This window comes from Anaerobacillus sp. ABA4_114 (assembly GCF_056159065.1).
Window position 1 is genome coordinate 593,310 of the sequence record NZ_JBSWUM010000002.1, and the last position, 17,435, is coordinate 610,744.

General features: G+C 36.1%; 16 protein-coding genes. 9 read left to right on the plus strand and 7 right to left on the minus strand.

Annotated elements, in window-relative coordinates; genetic code table 11:
* Positions 1 to 78: 78 nt before the first annotated feature.
* A complete protein-coding gene (locus ACXAEY_RS24875; protein ID WP_474816192.1) occupies positions 79 to 1,911 on the plus strand; it encodes a monovalent cation:proton antiporter family protein in 1,833 nt (610 codons plus the stop codon).
* 125 nt (positions 1,912 to 2,036) lie between these two features.
* Positions 2,037 to 2,861, plus strand: coding sequence for a hypothetical protein (locus ACXAEY_RS24880; RefSeq protein WP_474816194.1), 825 nt, complete (start codon positions 2,037 to 2,039; stop codon positions 2,859 to 2,861).
* Positions 2,862 to 2,981: 120 nt separating this feature from the next.
* Here the strand turns inward: ACXAEY_RS24880 and ACXAEY_RS24885 are convergent, their stop codons facing one another.
* Together ACXAEY_RS24885 and ACXAEY_RS24890 are read right to left on the minus strand one after the other, a co-directional pair.
* Positions 2,982 to 5,120, minus strand: a complete 2,139-nt coding sequence (locus tag ACXAEY_RS24885; RefSeq protein WP_474816195.1) for an ATP-dependent Clp protease ATP-binding subunit — start codon at positions 5,118 to 5,120, stop codon at positions 2,982 to 2,984.
* A 301-nt stretch (positions 5,121 to 5,421) separates the two neighbouring features.
* Entirely contained in the window at positions 5,422 to 5,781 is a 360-nt protein-coding gene (locus ACXAEY_RS24890; RefSeq protein ID WP_474816198.1) for a ribonuclease M5, read from the minus strand.
* Between the two features lie 370 nt (positions 5,782 to 6,151).
* Between ACXAEY_RS24890 and ACXAEY_RS24895 the strand changes: the two genes are divergently transcribed.
* Entirely contained in the window at positions 6,152 to 7,630 is a 1,479-nt protein-coding gene (locus ACXAEY_RS24895; RefSeq protein ID WP_474816200.1) for a UDP-N-acetylmuramoyl-L-alanyl-D-glutamate--2,6-diaminopimelate ligase, read from the plus strand.
* Positions 7,631 to 7,643: 13 nt separating this feature from the next.
* Here the strand turns inward: ACXAEY_RS24895 and ACXAEY_RS24900 are convergent, their stop codons facing one another.
* Positions 7,644 to 10,085 carry an AAA family ATPase gene (locus ACXAEY_RS24900; protein WP_474816202.1) on the minus strand — a complete coding sequence of 814 codons (2,442 nt, stop codon included), beginning with the start codon at positions 10,083 to 10,085 and terminating at the stop codon, positions 7,644 to 7,646.
* A 161-nt stretch (positions 10,086 to 10,246) separates the two neighbouring features.
* Between ACXAEY_RS24900 and ACXAEY_RS24905 the strand changes: the two genes are divergently transcribed.
* The gene (locus tag ACXAEY_RS24905; protein ID WP_474816204.1) at positions 10,247 to 11,758 is read left to right on the plus strand and encodes a hypothetical protein; all 1,512 of its coding nucleotides are present in this window, start codon (positions 10,247 to 10,249) and stop codon (positions 11,756 to 11,758) included.
* A gap of 24 nt (positions 11,759 to 11,782) precedes the next feature.
* On the opposite strand, the gene ACXAEY_RS24910 is transcribed toward ACXAEY_RS24905, so the two are convergent.
* Positions 11,783 to 12,127 carry a hypothetical protein gene (locus tag ACXAEY_RS24910; RefSeq protein WP_474816205.1) on the minus strand — a complete coding sequence of 115 codons (345 nt, stop codon included), beginning with the start codon at positions 12,125 to 12,127 and terminating at the stop codon, positions 11,783 to 11,785.
* A 150-nt stretch (positions 12,128 to 12,277) separates the two neighbouring features.
* On the opposite strand from ACXAEY_RS24910, the gene ACXAEY_RS24915 reads away from it, so the two are divergent.
* The 4 genes from ACXAEY_RS24915 to ACXAEY_RS24930 all read left to right on the plus strand — a co-directional run bounded on the left by ACXAEY_RS24915 (position 12,278) and on the right by ACXAEY_RS24930 (position 14,306).
* Positions 12,278 to 12,556, plus strand: coding sequence for a hypothetical protein (locus ACXAEY_RS24915; protein ID WP_474816207.1), 279 nt, complete (start codon positions 12,278 to 12,280; stop codon positions 12,554 to 12,556).
* Positions 12,557 to 12,629: 73 nt separating this feature from the next.
* Entirely contained in the window at positions 12,630 to 13,133 is a 504-nt protein-coding gene (locus tag ACXAEY_RS24920; RefSeq protein WP_474816209.1) for a YqeG family HAD IIIA-type phosphatase, read from the plus strand.
* Positions 13,130 to 13,939, plus strand: a complete 810-nt coding sequence (locus ACXAEY_RS24925; protein ID WP_474816210.1) for a hypothetical protein — start codon at positions 13,130 to 13,132, stop codon at positions 13,937 to 13,939. Before ACXAEY_RS24920 ends, ACXAEY_RS24925 begins: the two co-directional genes overlap by 4 nt.
* 61 nt (positions 13,940 to 14,000) lie before the next feature.
* Positions 14,001 to 14,306, plus strand: a complete 306-nt coding sequence (locus tag ACXAEY_RS24930; RefSeq protein ID WP_474816212.1) for a MerR family transcriptional regulator — start codon at positions 14,001 to 14,003, stop codon at positions 14,304 to 14,306.
* Between the two features lie 56 nt (positions 14,307 to 14,362).
* Here ACXAEY_RS24930 and ACXAEY_RS24935 read toward each other — a convergent pair whose 3' ends face one another.
* Together ACXAEY_RS24935 and ACXAEY_RS24940 are read right to left on the minus strand one after the other, a co-directional pair.
* Entirely contained in the window at positions 14,363 to 14,896 is a 534-nt protein-coding gene (locus ACXAEY_RS24935) for a hypothetical protein (RefSeq protein WP_474816214.1), read from the minus strand.
* A gap of 99 nt (positions 14,897 to 14,995) precedes the next feature.
* Positions 14,996 to 15,532: a hypothetical protein gene (locus tag ACXAEY_RS24940; RefSeq protein WP_474816216.1), complete on the minus strand. Its 537-nt coding sequence runs from the start codon at positions 15,530 to 15,532 to the stop codon at positions 14,996 to 14,998.
* Positions 15,533 to 15,621: 89 nt separating this feature from the next.
* Here ACXAEY_RS24940 and ACXAEY_RS24945 point away from each other — a divergent pair, with 89 nt between their 5' ends.
* Entirely contained in the window at positions 15,622 to 15,969 is a 348-nt protein-coding gene (locus tag ACXAEY_RS24945) for a PilZ domain-containing protein (RefSeq protein WP_474816218.1), read from the plus strand.
* An 80-nt stretch (positions 15,970 to 16,049) separates the two neighbouring features.
* On the opposite strand, the gene radA is transcribed toward ACXAEY_RS24945, so the two are convergent.
* A complete protein-coding gene (gene radA, locus ACXAEY_RS24950) occupies positions 16,050 to 17,429 on the minus strand; it encodes a DNA repair protein RadA (protein ID WP_474816220.1) in 1,380 nt (459 codons plus the stop codon).
* Between the last annotated feature and the right edge of the window lie 6 nt (positions 17,430 to 17,435).

Below are 17,435 nucleotides of genomic sequence, written 5' to 3' on the forward strand. Positions count from 1 at the left end.
CAAAAAGGGGAATTTTTTTATATAGAAAAAGAATAGGATAATGGCTTAAATTCAACTGTAGTAAAAAGGAGCGAAAATATGGACGGACATCAATCGTTAACATCCCTAATGATCGTTGTAAGCGTGGCATTCTTAGTGCCCATTATGTTACATAAATTGAAATTGAATATTATACCTTTGGTAGTGGCTGAAATCATAGCAGGTATTATCATAGGTAAGAGTGGATTGAATATCGTTCATGACGATCCTTGGCTAAGCTTGCTATCTGTATTAGGTTTTATATATTTAATGTTCTTAAGTGGCTTGGAAATTGATTTTAGTAGTTTTGATAAAAGAAAGTTGGGAGGGAAAAAAGGTCCCCAGCCTTTTAAGATTGCTGTCATAGTGTTCTCAGGGATCTTACTCTTATCATTTCTTTTTTCTTACGGGCTTGTAATGTTAGATTTGGTTCAAGATGTCTTCATTACAACATTAATAGTATCGACCATATCATTAGGGGTCGTCGTTCCAGTATTGAAGGAAAAAGATTTATTGGATACAACAATAGGACAAACAGTTCTTTTGATAGCTGTGATATCAGACTTCATGACGATGATCCTGCTAGCCTTCTATGTTATGGCTAAATCCGAAAATATCTTAAATTCATTATCATTGCTTTTACTATTTGTAATAGTCTTTGTATCGTACCGCTTTATCAAACGTTTCTTCAGAGTGAAGGTATTTGATTCATTGTTGAGTGGGACGGTCCAACTAGGTACTAGAGGGGTATTCGCTCTTATTCTTTTATTTGTGGGACTTTCTGAAACATTAGGTGCGGAGAATATACTTGGAGCGTTTTTGGCAGGGGTGATCATTTCTTTGTTAGCTCCTAAAAAGGAATTTGTTCATCAACTAGACTCATTTGGGTATGGCTTCTTAATACCTATTTTCTTTGTAATGGTTGGTGTAGAAATTGAAATACAATCTTTATTAAAAAATCCTAAAATAGTAATGTTGATACCTATATTACTTGTCTTGCTATACCTTTCTAAGATTGTTCCTTCGCTCATACTTAAGAGGTGGTTTTCTTGGAAAGAAGTATTTAGTTCAGGATTGCTACTAACTTCTACTTTGAGCCTCGTTATTGCTGCTGCTAAAGTTGGGGTAGATTTAGGGGTTATGGACGAAGAACTTAGCAATGCATTTATATTAGTAGCTGTTATTACATGCTTTGTTTCGCCTATTATTTTCACAAAGATGATACCTAAAATAGATAAGGAAAAAAAGAAGGTATCAATTATTGGGGCAAATAGATTAACACTTCCCGTATCACTAGACCTAGAAAAGGATTTCACTGTTAATGTTTATAGCGCTAAACAAACCAAACTTACTGTAGGAGACCTTTCCGAAAAAGATCATCATTTTCCTTTAGTTGAACTTCCTGAGTTGAATTCAATGTTGTTAGAGAAGTCGTCAGCATTTGATGTCGACAGCATAATAATTGGGACAGGGAATGATGCTAGAAATATAGAAATTGCAAGGAAGGCTAAAGAATACGGAGTGAAACAAGTGCTTGTGCGAGTCGAAGCAAATGAAAAATACGAAGAATTAATAGAAGAGGGGTATGGTGTTTTCTCTACGTTGAATTCAACGAGAGTATTGGTTCGTTCCATGATCGCTAGCCCTTCGTTAATTAGATTACTTAATAATAGTGGGGAAAGCATAAAAGAAGTCAGGATGAAAAATACGAAATACGAGGGAATCCAATTGAGGCATGTTCCATTTTTAGGAGATACACTGATTCTACAAATATATCGTAATGGTTCAGCAGTCATCCCTCATGGAGATACAAGTTTGGAATGCGGTGATAAGATATTGCTCAGCGGAAGTGAAGAGCATATTCAAAATATGAAGAAAGAATTAGAAGGATAGGAAAATTAACCGCATGATAAATTAACAAAGAGAGAGAAGGGGAACCCTTCTTTTTCTTTTTTTATACACCGAAGGTTGGAAATTGTACTATGATATTATCACTACGAGTCCATAGGAGGATTACAATGAGAAAACCAAACTACGTGTCATATGAATTCAATAGTGTTGAATTAGAAAAGGAATTTGAAAGGGTCATCCTTGAGGATACAGGTGTACAAGTAAAGATGGAAGTTCGCTTCGATGATGAAACTTTTGCAATTTACACTAAAATGTCTGAGGAGTGCGAAGAAAAAATTTCAGATGAAGAGCACGAAAAAGTCTTTAAGAAGTACAACATGGAAGAATGGTATGATGTGTCAAAGCAATTAGCTGCAAGAATCATAACAAAAGATCCTGGCTTGGAAATTCGTTCTTTTCATACTTTTGAAGATGATTTGAGGAAGGAAAACTTTTTAGCGGAAATAGAAATAGAATATACTGAATATGAAAAAAATGAAGAAGAGAGTAAGAACATCACAACAGAGGTAAATAATGAAGAAAAGTTACCTGTGTGGTTCCGAATGGGAGCTCAGATGAACCTTACGAAAGAAGAAGTTATTAAGCTGAAAGAAGACCCTGATAAGTTTGTAACTAAAAAATTAGAGAAAGGTGAAGTTCAAGCAAATGGAGATTCATACTTTCCTGAGGACCAAGAATCAGGAATAACAGATATTGATGATTTCGACATAGGCATTTTTAATATTTATAAAAAAGCTAATCAAGGAAGTGATGCAACACCATATGATGAAATAAATGAATTGATTGACAATATGAAAACAGCAAAAGAAACACTAGAGCATACAGATGTGGAATTTTTCAGTGAAGCGCAATTGGAAATTTTATTAAACACTTATAAAAATTTTAATTTAGTTGTACGTGAAGTTTTAACGGCAATTAAAGAAAATAAATGAGAAAAAAGAGCTACTTCCATAAGTAGCTCTTTTTTTATGTTAAAAAAATAAGTGGTGCTCCGGTGGTATAATACCTAAATTCATAAAGGATATCACCTAAAAAATAGATGATGCGTGGCATCATCTATTCGTTAACTTTATTTTTTTATTCTTTACTCCAACAGTGATTTGAGTAATAACTTCTTCGCTATCGATCAACATATCTGATAAAGGATCTTCTACATATTCTTGAATTGTTCTTCTCAAGGGTCTTGCTCCAAACTCCTTGTGGTAGCCCAATTCTGAAAGTAATTCTTTTGCTTTATCTGTGATACTTAATGTGATGTTGCGGTCACGCAGTTTCTCGGATAACGGTTTAAACATTAAGTCTACGATACTTTTTGTATCCTCTAAACTTAAGTGATTAAACTCGACTAAAGAGTCGAATCGATTTAGAAATTCAGGAGTGAAATGTCTTTTTAATTTTCTTTCCAAGTCGTAAGCCGAATGATTCCCTTCGTTAAAACCTACTACTTTTTGGTCAGGATCGGTAGAACCTGCGTTACTTGTCATGATAATAATTGTATCCTCGAAGCTAACTGAACGACCTTGATTATCCGTGATAGCGCCATTATCTAGAGCTTGCAAAAACAAGTTTTGGACTTCCGGATGAGCTTTTTCAATTTCGTCCATAAGGACAATACTATAAGGATTTCTTCTTACTTTTTCCGTTAGTTGACCAGATTGCTCAAAACCAACATACCCTGGAGGAGAGCCTATTAGTTTTGATACAGAATGTTTCTCCATATACTCGCTCATATCAAAGCGCAGAATGGAGTCAGACTCACCCAAGACCGACTCAGCTAAGCGTTTAGCCAATTCTGTCTTACCCACACCTGTTGGACCGACAAATAAGAAGGAAGCGATCGGTCTATTGTCTGGCTGGATCCCTGCATAACTCCTACGTACAGCTTTAGAAACTTTTGAGACCGCTTCATCCTGTCCTACAATTACTTTTAACAGGTTCTCTTGTAAGTTCTTCATTTTATTTTTTTCAGATTCCTCAAGCTTAGAGACCGGAACACCTGTCTTTTGCTGAATCAAATTCTGAATATCCTTGATGTTGATTTCAATGTGAGGAAACATTTCGATTTCACTTTGGATTTGTTTTTGTAATTCTTTCTCCTGATCTCGATAGGACGCGGCTAATTCATAGTTTTCATCAAGAGTCGCTTGGTCTTTTTTAGAAAGTATATCCTTTAGTTTGTGATGCAAATTATGATGATTAGACATTCTTAAGTTTGCATCGGCACCAGCTTCATCAATTAAGTCAAAAGCTTTATCAGGTAAGTGACGGTTCTTGATGTACCTATCTGAAAGTTTAGCTACAGCCTCAATGGTTTCGTTTGGAATCCGAACGTGATGATATTTCTCATAAATGAATCGATTCCCCTTGATCATTTCGATTGTCATTTCGATAGAAGGCTCATTAATGTGAACTGGCTGGAAACGCCTTTCGAGAGCTGCATCCTTTTCAATCGTCCTATATTCCTCTAATGTAGTTGCTCCGATTAACTGTAAATCCCCATTAGCAAGAGCGGGTTTGAGGATATTACTTACGTCCATCGAGTCTCGGTTCGAAGCACCTGAACCAACAATCATATGGAGCTCATCAATAAATAAAATAAGATTGTCTCTTTTCTTTACCTCTTGGATGATTGACTTTAATCTACCTTCCAATTGTCCTTTTATACCTGTACCTGCTATTAAAGAGTTGATATCTAACAAATACAATTCAGAATTAATTAATTTAGATGGAACCTTCTCCTCAACGATCAGTTGAGCTAGACCTTCAGCTATAGCTGTCTTACCCACACCTGGCTCACCAATCAATACAGGATTGTTTTTATTTCTTCGATTAAGGATGCGTACTGTTTCCCAGACCTCTTTATCTCGACCAATAATGGGGTCGATCAGACCGTCTTTTGCTTGTTTGGTCTTATTAATGCCGTATTTGTCTAGAAAGCTTACTTTTTTAGGCGACTCTTTCTTCTTATGGGGTGAGTCGGTAGCCTGTTTAGTGCCCTCATTATTCGTGCCATCCGAAAGTTCGCTTTCTATATAGGAGCTTAATTTTTTCACCATTTCTTCAGGGGAGGAGTTGATGCCTCCACATTCTTCACAAATGCTAATTTCTTTTTGATCTCCGCCTAAAGGGGATACAGCTATAACTTTTCCAACTGCTTCTTTTTCTTTGCAAATTTCACATATTCCGTTCAAGATTATTCCTCCTGGGGTATGGATTTAAGTCTAAATTTAAATTTCTATTCACATGATTATATGGAATTATATGTTTTTATTATATCAGTTGCTCAATTGGTTTGGAAAGAAAATAGGTTCTATCTATAAGCCTGAGTTTGTTGTAGTTACAAGAAGGAAGGGTCACGTATTATGTCGTTATTAACTTATTTAAAAAGCTTTGTCTATGCCTTTCAAGTAGACGTTCATACTAGCCTTTGCAAAAGCGAAAAGGATAGTTAGCCATATGATTGACTACTATCCTACAAGGTATAATCTTGATTTATTTTTCTTGTTCCTCTTTAAATGTGACAGTCATGAGCCTTTCCCTTAAATAACGATTTGAGCAATATTCAACTCCATATTTATAACCGCGTCTTTTTAAGGTTTTAGCCTTATTCGGGTCGATTAGAATCCTTTTAATCTCAGGAAATTCATAGCTTATTTTTTCTGCTACATTATCTCCGGCTTCGTCAGGGTCTGTTAAAATATATACTTCTTCGCAGATTGACAGAGCTTTTTTGATCTCCAACCGTTCTGCGTGGTGGAATCTTACCCCATTTAAAACAACAAAGTAGCAGTTCTCCAAAACTTGCTGCACTTTTTTAACGTCATTTTTTCCTTCTACAATGTATCCCTTCATAATAGGTCCTCCAAGACAAGTTATGTATAAATGAATGCTAATAAAATATGAAAAAACCTATATGGGTTTTCACGTTGTTCCAGTTGGTCTGTATAGAGGGGATAAGGTACTTGAAGGACATGTGAGAGATAGAGGTTCGAGAGCGTAGTTATTGTTATAGCTGTGTTAGAGCAAGAGCAAACCCTAATAGCAACCCAATGATAAAGAATACAAACATTGATATGAGTAACTTTTTCATAGTAGCCTCCTTCATTTTTTAATCTTTTCTTGAAGACAAGGGAAAACCTCGTAACTCAACAATAAAAAAGTATTAGAATTAATCGGTCAATGAGATTTAAAACTAACCCTCTAATAAAAAAGGATGATTGAAATGGAACTCAGAAGGCTACTAGATGCATTAGTTTTTAAGAAAGTTCATGGTATGAATAATAAAGAAGTATCGGATATACAAATGGATTCTAGAAAAGTAGTGGATAGTAGAACTCTATTCATTTGTGTTAAAGGTCATAATGTAGATGGGCATCAGTATATACCTCAATTGATTGAGCGGGGAGTGTCTGCGTTTCTTGTAGAGGAAATGCCGGCTGAACAAAGAGATGGCGTGACTTACATCGAAGTACCTGATACAAAGAAAGCAATGGCTATTGTCGCTTCAACATTTTTTGAATTTCCGAGCAAGAAGATTAAGGTTATCGGAATCACAGGTACCAACGGGAAAACAACAGTTTCAACTATGATTAAAGGCATTTTAGATGATATGGGGCACAAGACCGGACTAATCGGAACCATGCACATAAAGATTGGGGATCGTGTGATGGAAACTAAAAACACAACTCCTGAATCTATAGAGTTGCAGCGAGTATTGCACGAAATGGTAAATGAAAGTGTTCAGTATGTAATTATGGAAGTGTCTTCTCACGCGTTGGAGTTAGGAAGGGTGAATGGTATTGAATTTGATCATTGTATCTTTACCAACCTTTCTCAAGATCACTTGGATTTTCACGAAACGATGGAAGAATACCGAAAGGCGAAGGGATTACTATTTGAGAGGATGGGTAATTCTATCGGAAAGGATAAGAAGTCGGTTATCCTGAACAAAGATGATAAAAGTTTTAATTATTATAACGGGCTGTCTATTCACGAATCGATTACATATGGTTTAGATGATGAATCTAAAATAAAAGGATCAGAAATTAAAACTTCTCCACAAGGTACAAGCTTTAAGCTTACTGTTGAAGGTGATTGTTTTGAAGTCAAAACGAAGTTGTTGGGGATTTTTAATGTTTACAACACACTTGCGACTATTTCATTGCTTTGGTCTTTAGACTATGAGTTAAATGACATTATTAAATCACTTGAAGACTTTGAAGGAGTACAAGGAAGAATGGAATCAGTTTATAAGGAGCAAGATTATAGCGTCATCGTCGATTACGCTCATACGCCTGATGCTCTTGAAAATGTATTGAAAACTGCACGGTCATTTACGGAAGGAAAAGTTATTTGTGTCGTTGGATGCGGTGGAGATAGAGACAAAAGTAAGCGTTCTGGTATGGGGGGAGTGGCAAAAAAGTATTCTGACATGGTCGTATTCACTTCTGATAACCCAAGGACTGAAAGCCCTTCTACAATAATTGAAGACATGCTAAAGGGAGTAGATTCTTTAGAAGGCGTATTTCCCCTTGTGAATAGGAAGAGTGCAATCGAGTACGCTGTGAAGAAGGCGTCTAAGGGGGATTGTGTATTAATCGCTGGAAAAGGACATGAAACATACCAAATAGTCGGGGAACACACATTTAATTTCGATGACAGGGAGATAGCTAAGGAGTTTATCATAGAATATTCCCACTAAAAAGAAGCGCTGTTTAAGCGCTTCTTTCTAATAAGGCTTGTTGCATGTCTTCGATAGTTACAGAAGTTAAATCTTCTTTCTCTCCAGATGTTACAATTCTAACTCCCTGGGTCATCTTAACATTATCAACCATGTTTCTGATCCAGCGACCGTCCCCATCTATATAGCCTTCACCTTCCATTAGTTTCATCAATTCTTCCTCGAAGAAAGTGATAGCTTCTTCAGTAGGGACTAAATTGTTCGATTTCATCTCAAGCATTAGTAGCTCTAGAAGTTCATCCTTAGAGTAGTGAGGGAACTCTAGATGTGTTCTAAACCTTTGAGGTAAACCAGGGTTAGACTCGAATAGTTTATGAATTTGTTCCTTATAACCTCCGAAAATAACTAAAAGGTCATCCTTGTTATTCTCCATTTCGGCTACAAGAGTGTCGATAGCTTCGATTCCGAAAGTGTCTCGCTCATTTTGCACTAATGAATAAGCTTCATCGATAAATAAGATTCCTCCAAGTGATTGCTGGACGACTCTCTTTACGTTTTTTGCAGTGTGACCTTGGTACTCTTCAACAAGATCTGCACGACCAGCTTCGGTGAAAGTGCCATTAGTTAGAAGTCCAGCGCCCTTGAAAAGCCTTCCCACAATACGGGCAACAGTTGTCTTACCAGTTCCGGGAGGACCCATAAACAACATGTGCATAGATGGTTTTTGAGTCGTTAATCCGCTTTCTAATTTCATTTCTTCCGCTTGGAGGTAGTAAAGAGTATTTCTAACTTTTTCTTTTAAATTGTTCAAACCGATCATCGTGTTAAGGTTCTCCAATGCCTCTTTTTTAATGAGTTCTAAACCTTCCTCATCAGTTTGATTATTTTTCTTTGTTGCATACTTGATATCTTCTTCAACTAATACAGGTACAATATTCTCGTCTGCCTCTTTATCAATACGGATTAGGAATTGTTTGTTAATGGCTTCAGATAAGTTCCTTGCAGTTCTAGCATTTCCATCAACAACGCCATTCTTTGTCTTTGTTCTGAGAGCGACTTCGATTGCTTTGTTTACATTTGAACAATCGTACCCATACGATTCTAAAGATTTGATGATAATACCCTTAACTTCATTTGGCGTGTAGTCAGGGAAATGGAAACGGTTTGGAATTCTGGAACTAAACCCGATGTTCTCATTTAACATTTCATCCATGTCTGTTCCGTAACCTGCCATTATGAGGACGAAGTCGTTTTTTCTTTTTTCAACCTCGTTCACGAGTTCCGTAATCGTCTCAATACCGTTCTTACCGTTTCTTAATGCGTATGCCTCATCAATAAAAAACACTCCGCCCATAGCAAGGTCTAAATGCTTTCTAGTTTCAGTTGCGGACATATTATTATAACCAGATACCAGATCAGCTGCAGATACTTCGTGGCATTTTCTTTCTGGTATATAACCGAGTCCGTAATAAATATCTGCCATGATTCTTGCAACAACGGTTTTACCTGTTCCAGGATTACCTGTAAATATTGAATGCAAGGATTCTTGCGGGGGAGTGACATTGCCACTCTTTTGGATTTTTTTCAATCCGCGCAACCTTCCAATTAACTCTTTTACCTCTGTCTTTATAGGTCTTAGACCTACCATTCCTTCTAGCTGTTTTAGAGCTGAGTCCAATATTTCTTGGCGTTCCGTTTCTTCGCTGTCTGTATTTATGTTTGTGCTATCAATATCAATATCTGCCTTTTTATTCTTCTTAGGTTTATCAACTTTGTCCTGAATCTTAGGAGAAGGTTCAGGCTTTTGTGTGGAATTTGTGCCGCCAAATTCAGGAGCATTGTTAAGAACCAAATTAACTGTTGGTTTGGGAGGGTTCTTTCCGTCTAACAAAGAATTTTTTAATAACTTTAGATACTCTTTTAGAGGCTCGTTTTTTATTAAATTCTCCAATGCGTTTTTATCTTCCCAGTTAACAAGATCATAGTGATCAATAATAGAGATAATTGTTTCTACTTGTTCAAGCGTATGCATGCCATGAGTTACTACGGTACCACTAGGTATATGGTCAATTGTCCAACCGCTTTTTTCATGGTGACTAGCAACACCTAAACCTAAATAGGTTCCTCTAACATGTTTTTTATCGCCAGAGTCGTCTAAAATTGCATAAAGTACAGTCTGTCTTTTGGCATTGTACGTTTCTAAGTAATTAAAATTGATAGGTTGTTCTGCTATTTGAAAATCTTTAATTACTTCGTATGCTGATTTATACTGGTCTTCGCTTTGTTCATACATCTTTTCTAGAACTTTCTCTTCTTTGCTCCAATCCATAATAGTATCCAATTTATCGCGCGCTTCAAATGCTTGTTCCTTACTCCTTGTGGTTAATATCAGGTTATCGGATCTATTGTGTTTTAATTTAACGTAGCCTTCAGAATGGATTTGGATACTCCAAGTGCGTTGTTGTGTTGGTTCCATTTATTGTCCTCCTCATACGTTTTTCTTACGATAAATTATATCGCATTTCGACCTATTATTAGAAAAAAGATAAAATTAGTTAGTTTTTCACAAAAAAAGTGGACTTTAATTATAATTTTTGAAAAGGAACCAAATACACAATACAAAAAGGGGATGTACCTATGACCAAGGTGACGAGTGTAAGGAAAGAAGAAATTAGAAGAGAAGTGTTTTTACAAAAAAAGATGCCAGAAAAACTTTCTAACATGAAGCTTTCTTATGATGAGTCGAAGAGTGGGTTAGAACTCTATAAGAAAATGGTGAATGACGTAAAAAGAGGGATAAGAAAGTTTACTAAAAGTGCTACCTTTGAGGAAATTATTGATTTCGTAGATGAATTATCAGATGACAATTACTCTATTAGAATCGATAAGTTGTCAAACAAAGAAGAGGATTATGGAAACGTTATGAGGTTATTAAAAGTAGTCTACGATAGTCATAAAAAATCTGACGATGACTTCATTGAAAAATTATTACCAATGAGAGTGACATGTATCCAGGGCGATTCGCAGGTCGTTGGATATACAACGCAGGTAGAGCTAAAAAACAAGAAGAAGCATGGTACAAGAAGGCGAGTAGGGAGTATGGAGGCTAAATACATTTTCGATATCGTCACATTATTATCTAATGCACTTGTAAACAGTGGTTTGAGAGAGTTTAGGTCTAATCATATGGACGAACTTCAAATGGTGGTGGTAGAGGAGCTATTTAATTCGAAAAAATCCTTATTAAAACTTCCAAGAGACAAGAGCTTTAAAGAAGATGTATTAAGTATTGCAAAAAAATATTATTCTGAATTCGAAACCAAGTACGATCAATTTGCTGATGAATATAAAAACTTCTTTTATGGGATGTCTTCCGTTACTAGTCCATATTCACTTGAATTTTTAGTTCCGTTCTTTCTTGAAAAGCATAAAAGTGCAGAAAAGAATGCGGAGACAAAAGCTTCGAAAGAAGGTTTGAAAAAGGCAAAAGCATTTCAAACAAAACAATATATAACAAATGAAAAACTGAAGGTAATGGCAGATAATGCGTTCAAGTCCAAATATTCTTACGTAGAACTTGATAACGACGTTAGTATTTCAAAGTTTGAATTACTAGAAGAAGAATTTCTGAAATTCATTGAACACGTACCGGTTCCATACTGCAAAGGCAATTCATTCCGAATAAAGAAGCTGGGTCTCCATCGTGCTGCGGGAATATATTTTCCCGGTCATACAATAATTGACTTGGATCATCCGGATTCTTACGGTCATGAACTTGCTCACCAACTAAGTGATTATTACAGTCAGGATGGTCAATTGTTAAGCGAGATGCTTAATTTCAGACGAATAAGGCAGGAATATAAAAAGAAGGTTAGAGAGAATGTTATGTCGCTATCATCTGACGATTCATTCAGAGAGCAATGGGAGGGGAAAACGAAATACAATGCTTCATATTACTTTCAGGAAGACGAAATATTTGCAAGGTCTTTCGAGTTGTATTTGAATAATAAGAATTTCGAAACATCATTAATAAAAAACAATTACAATGATTTACCTGAGTATCCTACTGATGACGAATTTGTAGGTCTGATAACAAATTATTTTGATGAGTTTTTATCAAATATAGAGACATTAGAAAAAGCTAGTTAAGATCGGCATTTAGCCGATCTTTTTTTAGTCGACAAAAAAGCGTCTAACTCTGTCTCTAAACATCAATTTCTGCTTAGCTTCCTCTAATAAACCTTGAAACCAGTGAGGTAATTCATCATAGGAGATTATAGATTCAAAATCCATGCTCTCAAATTCATGAAAATCTTCATAGAACGGCTTCATTATCGTGTAAGACCATGTTAGCTCACAGTGAGAAGATAAAGGGACGTTGATTCGCGCATAAAAATCTAGACCTTCATAAAAAAATTGCATTCTTTTTTCTGCAGAATTATATAAGTGAGGCTTTGTACTGGAGAAATAACCGCTTTTCTTTAAAAAATCAAAACCATTTAATTTTACATTATCCATATAATCATCCTTCCGCTTTTTTAATACATTCCAAGAGGAGGCTTCATTCCCTCACCATAAATTGCACTTTTAATTGAATTGTTCTAAGAAAGAAAGACTAGCTTAGTTGTAACGAAACGACTAATAGTAAGTAAAGGAGGCGGTTAAACAATGGTTTACAAAAGAATTGAACAGTTTGAATTGGAGTTTGACCATTATAAAAAAATCTTGAAAAGGAAAGGTCCGTATCCTACCCCTGTTCTAAGCTATAAAACCAGTAAAGATGCGTGGATACGAGTGGATGCAATTTCAAGAAAGAAGTGGCTTGTCTCAGTATCAATAAATCAAAAGGGGGTTGAGCGTAACAACTTCGAAAACTTTGATACTGCTTATGAATATGTAGTTCATACAATCATGAGCAATAGGATAAGGATGATGTTGTCCTCGTAGTGGTTCTATTGTTTGTTAACTTTGGAACGAAGGATATTCGCGGTAAAACGTAAATATAGTTTTGGTGATATAAATGACAAAAGTGATAGAGAAATTGAAACCAGACTATTTTTTAGCGCATTATTCAGATATAACCGTAACCTGGTTGAAAGAAAGAGATATACAAACCATTATTTCTGATTTGGACGGAACTTTGGCTAAGGATAATGAAGCGGGGGATGAGGAATTCATCCAGTGGTTACAAGAAATGAATGACGCAGAAATAAACATCATCATAGCTTCTAATAACAAAGATGAAAGAGTATCGACATTCAGTCGTTCTCATCATTTGGTAGGGTATGGTGAGTGTCAAAAGCCTTTTGGAAAGAAAATACATAAAGAATTACTGTATAAAGGATTAGATCAAGGAACGACTATGTTTCTAGGCGATCAAATCTTCACGGATGTGTTGTATGGAAAGAGATTGGGTTTAAGAACATGTTTAGTGACTCCGATACCATGCCAACAGCCATTAAGGACTAAATGCAAAAGAGGTATAGAAAAACTATTGTTAAGAAAGTGGAGGATGGCACAATGAGTCATATATTTGGAAACGTAAACTGCCCAGAATGCGAACTTGAAACTCGTTTTCTGGCTCACATAAATGATAATAACGAAGAGTTCTTGCTATTAGGTAACGAGGTAAACTTAACTGAAGAGCAATTGTGTCAGGCTGTAGAATGTGATTATTGCAATAGAGAAATTATAGTCAAACCAAAGTTAGTCGAAGGGGTAATCTCTGCATTTTTAAATACTCATGAGTTTGAGAAATTACAGAATGGCTCTAGAAGTATTAGTAAGGCTGAAGATGGAGAAGGGCTTAAAAGGGAATATCAAGGGAACCTGAGGCAATTTAATCATTACAAAACGGTCGATTTTCAAAAACAACCTTACGCTATAGGCTCGAAAGTTGATGTAAGTGGTCAGTCTTGGGAAGTTATTTCTGCTTATAGGAAAGAAGGAATCGAGAAAGATCCTGTTAAAAGGATTCATGATACGAATCCACTTGAGTATTGGTATGAGGTTCAAGTCACTGGAGACATCAAGGAAACGAGATGGCTTATTGTGTACGAAGGTGAGATGAATAATTCAGTTTTAACTCAAGAAAGACCAAGAAAAAAAGAAACTGAGAAGGTCTATGACGTTTCAGAGTCTATGTTTAAGACCATGAAGGTGTTTACTCGGGAGCATGGAGAAAGTTATCAAGTGACCGGTTATAAATACATTTCAGGGTACCGAGTATTATTGATGGATAAAGAGGGATCTGTTGAAATGGATGTATTTGCCGAAACTATTGAAGAGGCAATGAAATCATTGGAAGACTGCTTGGCAATCCAAAAATAATTTTTTCACTGACTTTGGAATTCCTATGCTACTATATAGTCGTCATAGGAGGTGGTACCTTATGAGATATATTAAACCAAAAGATGTAGGGGAGACTTTGCATTTATCACCTGAGCGGATCTCTTTGTTAGCGAACCACTTAGAAGATGCGGGTTTATTATCGTTTAAGAGAACAGCGCTCGGTTCATACTTATTTGAAGAGAAGGATGTCGAAGTCTTATTAAAGTATCACGATACTTTGCGTTTTTTTAATAGAAAAAGTATCGCTTTAGAGACATTCGAAGAAACTCTGTTTAAAAAAGAAAGTAAGACTGAAAGGAACAGCCCTACTTGGATTAATACATTTTCTAATGCTTATATTGTTTGAGAAGTCGACTGCCATCGGCTTCTTTTTGTATATACTTGATCTTGAGAAATTTGCAACTAAAACTTGGTTTTATACTCACTTAAAAAATTAAGAATATCTTCGGTCAAATCTTCTTCAGTTTCTTCTTCTGTTTTATTTCCTTGATAAAAAAGCGGAATCTTCTTTTCAACAACTTTCGAATAGCCAAACCCAAATACTTTAAATGTAAATTCGGCTCCATCTGAATGTAAAACTGGAATTGGAACAACAGAATCTAACTTTTCCCCAGTTTTCATAACATTAACATCGTCCGAAAAGAACAGAACTGTTTTGTTCTCATCAATATATGAACGTAGCATTTCCCTTCTATCATCAGAAATTTCCACATTATCATGAACTAATATGAATCGAATTGAATCATTAGCCCTTTCATTCCAAGTTAGACTCTCCACTTTGACTTTTGAATTCGACTTTAAATGGTCTCCATACTGAGCGATTAGTAATCTCTCTTCTTTAATGGTTTGTTTTTTTGATACTGTGGTTTGCAACCCTATAAACAACAAGGAAGCTACGATCCCACAAAAAAGTATAATTAATATTATTCTCTTCATTTTCTCACCCCTTTGCCTAATCAATGTTTGTAGTTTAGTCCTTGTAAAGAAATCCGCAAGAAAAAAGCCGACATTTTCAGGTCGACTTTCTTGATAAAATTATTTTTCAACGGAATTTTGGAATAGGTCCTTTTCAATTTGACACTTAATACAAAACACTTTTTTATACCCGACAAACTTTTTATTTTGGTCCCATCCGCCGTTCCCTCTTGCGTAAGCATTTATTTTCTCATAGAGCTCTCTCTGTATTTTTCTATTACATCCGTCACACTTATACGTCTTTTCAGCCTTACTACCTTTCTTATTGTATTTTTTTCTATTCAAACTCTTATGATCAGGCTTTTTAATATCAGTTAATGCTTCCACAAGTTTTTCTCGCCTTATGTACCCCATCGCTTTTTTCTCATGGTATTTCTGCCATGCGACTTTTATCGCCTCTTCGAAAGGATTTTTATCATGCTCGATACGAATTATACTTTCTCTACCTTTGTTATCACCCTTACCAGAAGAAGAAATAACTTGCATTTTATTGTAGCCAACCGATAAAACTTCGATATTATAGTAGCGTATGTCGACTTTATCCTTATCTTTTTCGAGGTCAATGTAGACTAGTCTTTTTTTGAAAATACTCTTCATAGGCAAACACCCCCTGATTGCAGATTATTATAGTTGGAAAGTAGGATATTGGTAAGAAAACGCAAATTTTTATTTGAGGAGGTGGCTAAATGGATAACGCTAGAGAGTTTTACAGGCTGGACTTATTTAATTTACCTATTAGGATCGAAACTCAGGTCGATAGTTATAGAGGTCAAATAAGAGATATAAGCAAAAATGGAATGGCTTTTTACACAGAAGATGTATTCAACTTTAAAAGGTGCAAGGGCTTTTTTGAATTAGAGGAGGAAGAGTTTGAAATAGAAATGGAATTTATTCGCAAAGGGAAGGGGAATGTAGGTAGAGACTTATTTGCTTGTAAATTTGTAGATCCAGAAAGCAAAGCTGCCGCCAAGTTATTTAGTATCTTGCTTAGGATAGATGCTATGAGGCGGAATAATTTGAGAGATGATAGGTAAAAGAGCTAGTAACAAAGGATGGTTAGACCTCATTATGGGCTGACCATCCTTTGTCTATTGGCATTTTTGATCGGTATTTTTTATCCAAACAACGCCTTGATACTATCGTGTACGGTACGAACCGGTATTAGTTTAATATTTTCTACCTTCCCTTTGACTCTTTCGTAATCTTTTGTAGGAAGAATGCATGTCGAGAATCCGACTCTTTCTATTTCAGTTACTAGAGATTCCACTTTTCCTACTGGACGAACTTCGCCAACAAGCCCGACTTCTCCTAAGATCACTGTCTTAGAGTCGATGGGTTTATTTTTGCTAGTTGAGTAAAGGGACATGGCGACTCCAAGGTCTGCGCTAGGCTCAGAGACCTTCATACCGCCTGTTATCTTAACGTAGATGTCTTTGTAAGATAAATCTGTTAGGCTACACTTGTTTTCTAGAACTGCTGTGATAATCCCTAAACTATCTCTTTGAAATCCGACACTTGTTCTTTTAGGGAATGCGTTTTGGACAATTTGGTTTGTAGCAAGTGCCTGAACCTCAATTAGCAACGGTCTAGTATCGCTTATACATATAACTGCAGAACCACTAGCACCTTCCATACGGTCATCTAAAAGAAACTCTGATGGATTTGGGACTTCCACCATGCCTTCTTCTCGCATTTGAAAAACTCCAAGTTCGCTATCAGAACCAAATCGGTTCTTGTTACACCTCAACAATCTTAGGTCATTGTATTTATCACCCTCTAGGTAGATGACAGTATCAACCATGTGTTCAAGATTCTTAGGACCAGCAATACCCTTTTCTTTAGTCACCTGACCGACAACAAAAGTTGTTATACCGAGGGTTTTACTAATTTTCATTAATCGTGCTGTACATCCCTTCACTTGAGAAACAGAACCCATGTCGCCATTAGAAGAGGGATCGTATATGGTTTGGATGGAATCTACGATTAATAAAACAGGTTTATGTTCTTCAACAGCATCTTCTAGGTCCAGTACAGATTCTGTGTGCAATGCAAGGATGTTTTTTCCCGATAGTTTCATTCTACCTTTGAATCGCTTTCTTAATTGTCCCTCAGATTCCTCACCTGATACATACAAAACAGGTCCGTATTTTTCTGCCACATTATCTGAAATTTGAGAGAGAAGGGTGCTCTTGCCTTGTCCAGGATCACCACTAATAAGGGTTAAACTCCCTTTGGTAATTTGACCACCTAAAACTCGGTCGAACTCCCCCATACCTGAAGAAAATCCTTCATAGAGGATGTCCTCAGCGTCATTAAGATTGATAGCTTTTCGTTGTTTTACCGGTTGACCATTTTTTTTACTTGAATCTACACCGGTAAAATAATTGTCTTCTTCCATAGTGTTCCATTGATGGCAGCCTGGACATTTGCCAAGCCACTTAACAGTTTCATGACCACACTCTTTACAAGTGAATTTTGTTTTAATCTTCCCCATTTTCAA

Excerpts from the sequence above, each read along its gene's own strand:
- ACXAEY_RS24875 (WP_474816192.1), top strand. The coding sequence starts at position 79 with ATGGACGGACATCAATCGTTAACATCCCTAATGATCGTTGTAAGCGTG.
- ACXAEY_RS24880 (WP_474816194.1), top strand. The coding sequence starts at position 2,037 with ATGAGAAAACCAAACTACGTGTCATATGAATTCAATAGTGTTGAATTA.
- ACXAEY_RS24890 (WP_474816198.1), bottom strand. The coding sequence starts at position 5,781 with ATGAAGGGATACATTGTAGAAGGAAAAAATGACGTTAAAAAAGTGCAG.
- ACXAEY_RS24895 (WP_474816200.1), top strand. The coding sequence starts at position 6,152 with ATGGAACTCAGAAGGCTACTAGATGCATTAGTTTTTAAGAAAGTTCAT.
- ACXAEY_RS24900 (WP_474816202.1), bottom strand. The coding sequence starts at position 10,085 with ATGGAACCAACACAACAACGCACTTGGAGTATCCAAATCCATTCTGAA.
- ACXAEY_RS24905 (WP_474816204.1), top strand. The coding sequence starts at position 10,247 with ATGACCAAGGTGACGAGTGTAAGGAAAGAAGAAATTAGAAGAGAAGTG.
- ACXAEY_RS24910 (WP_474816205.1), bottom strand. The coding sequence starts at position 12,127 with ATGGATAATGTAAAATTAAATGGTTTTGATTTTTTAAAGAAAAGCGGT.
- ACXAEY_RS24915 (WP_474816207.1), top strand. The coding sequence starts at position 12,278 with ATGGTTTACAAAAGAATTGAACAGTTTGAATTGGAGTTTGACCATTAT.
- ACXAEY_RS24920 (WP_474816209.1), top strand. The coding sequence starts at position 12,630 with ATGACAAAAGTGATAGAGAAATTGAAACCAGACTATTTTTTAGCGCAT.
- ACXAEY_RS24925 (WP_474816210.1), top strand. The coding sequence starts at position 13,130 with ATGAGTCATATATTTGGAAACGTAAACTGCCCAGAATGCGAACTTGAA.
- ACXAEY_RS24930 (WP_474816212.1), top strand. The coding sequence starts at position 14,001 with ATGAGATATATTAAACCAAAAGATGTAGGGGAGACTTTGCATTTATCA.
- ACXAEY_RS24935 (WP_474816214.1), bottom strand. The coding sequence starts at position 14,896 with ATGAAGAGAATAATATTAATTATACTTTTTTGTGGGATCGTAGCTTCC.
- ACXAEY_RS24940 (WP_474816216.1), bottom strand. The coding sequence starts at position 15,532 with ATGAAGAGTATTTTCAAAAAAAGACTAGTCTACATTGACCTCGAAAAA.
- ACXAEY_RS24945 (WP_474816218.1), top strand. The coding sequence starts at position 15,622 with ATGGATAACGCTAGAGAGTTTTACAGGCTGGACTTATTTAATTTACCT.
- radA (WP_474816220.1), bottom strand. The coding sequence starts at position 17,429 with ATGGGGAAGATTAAAACAAAATTCACTTGTAAAGAGTGTGGTCATGAA.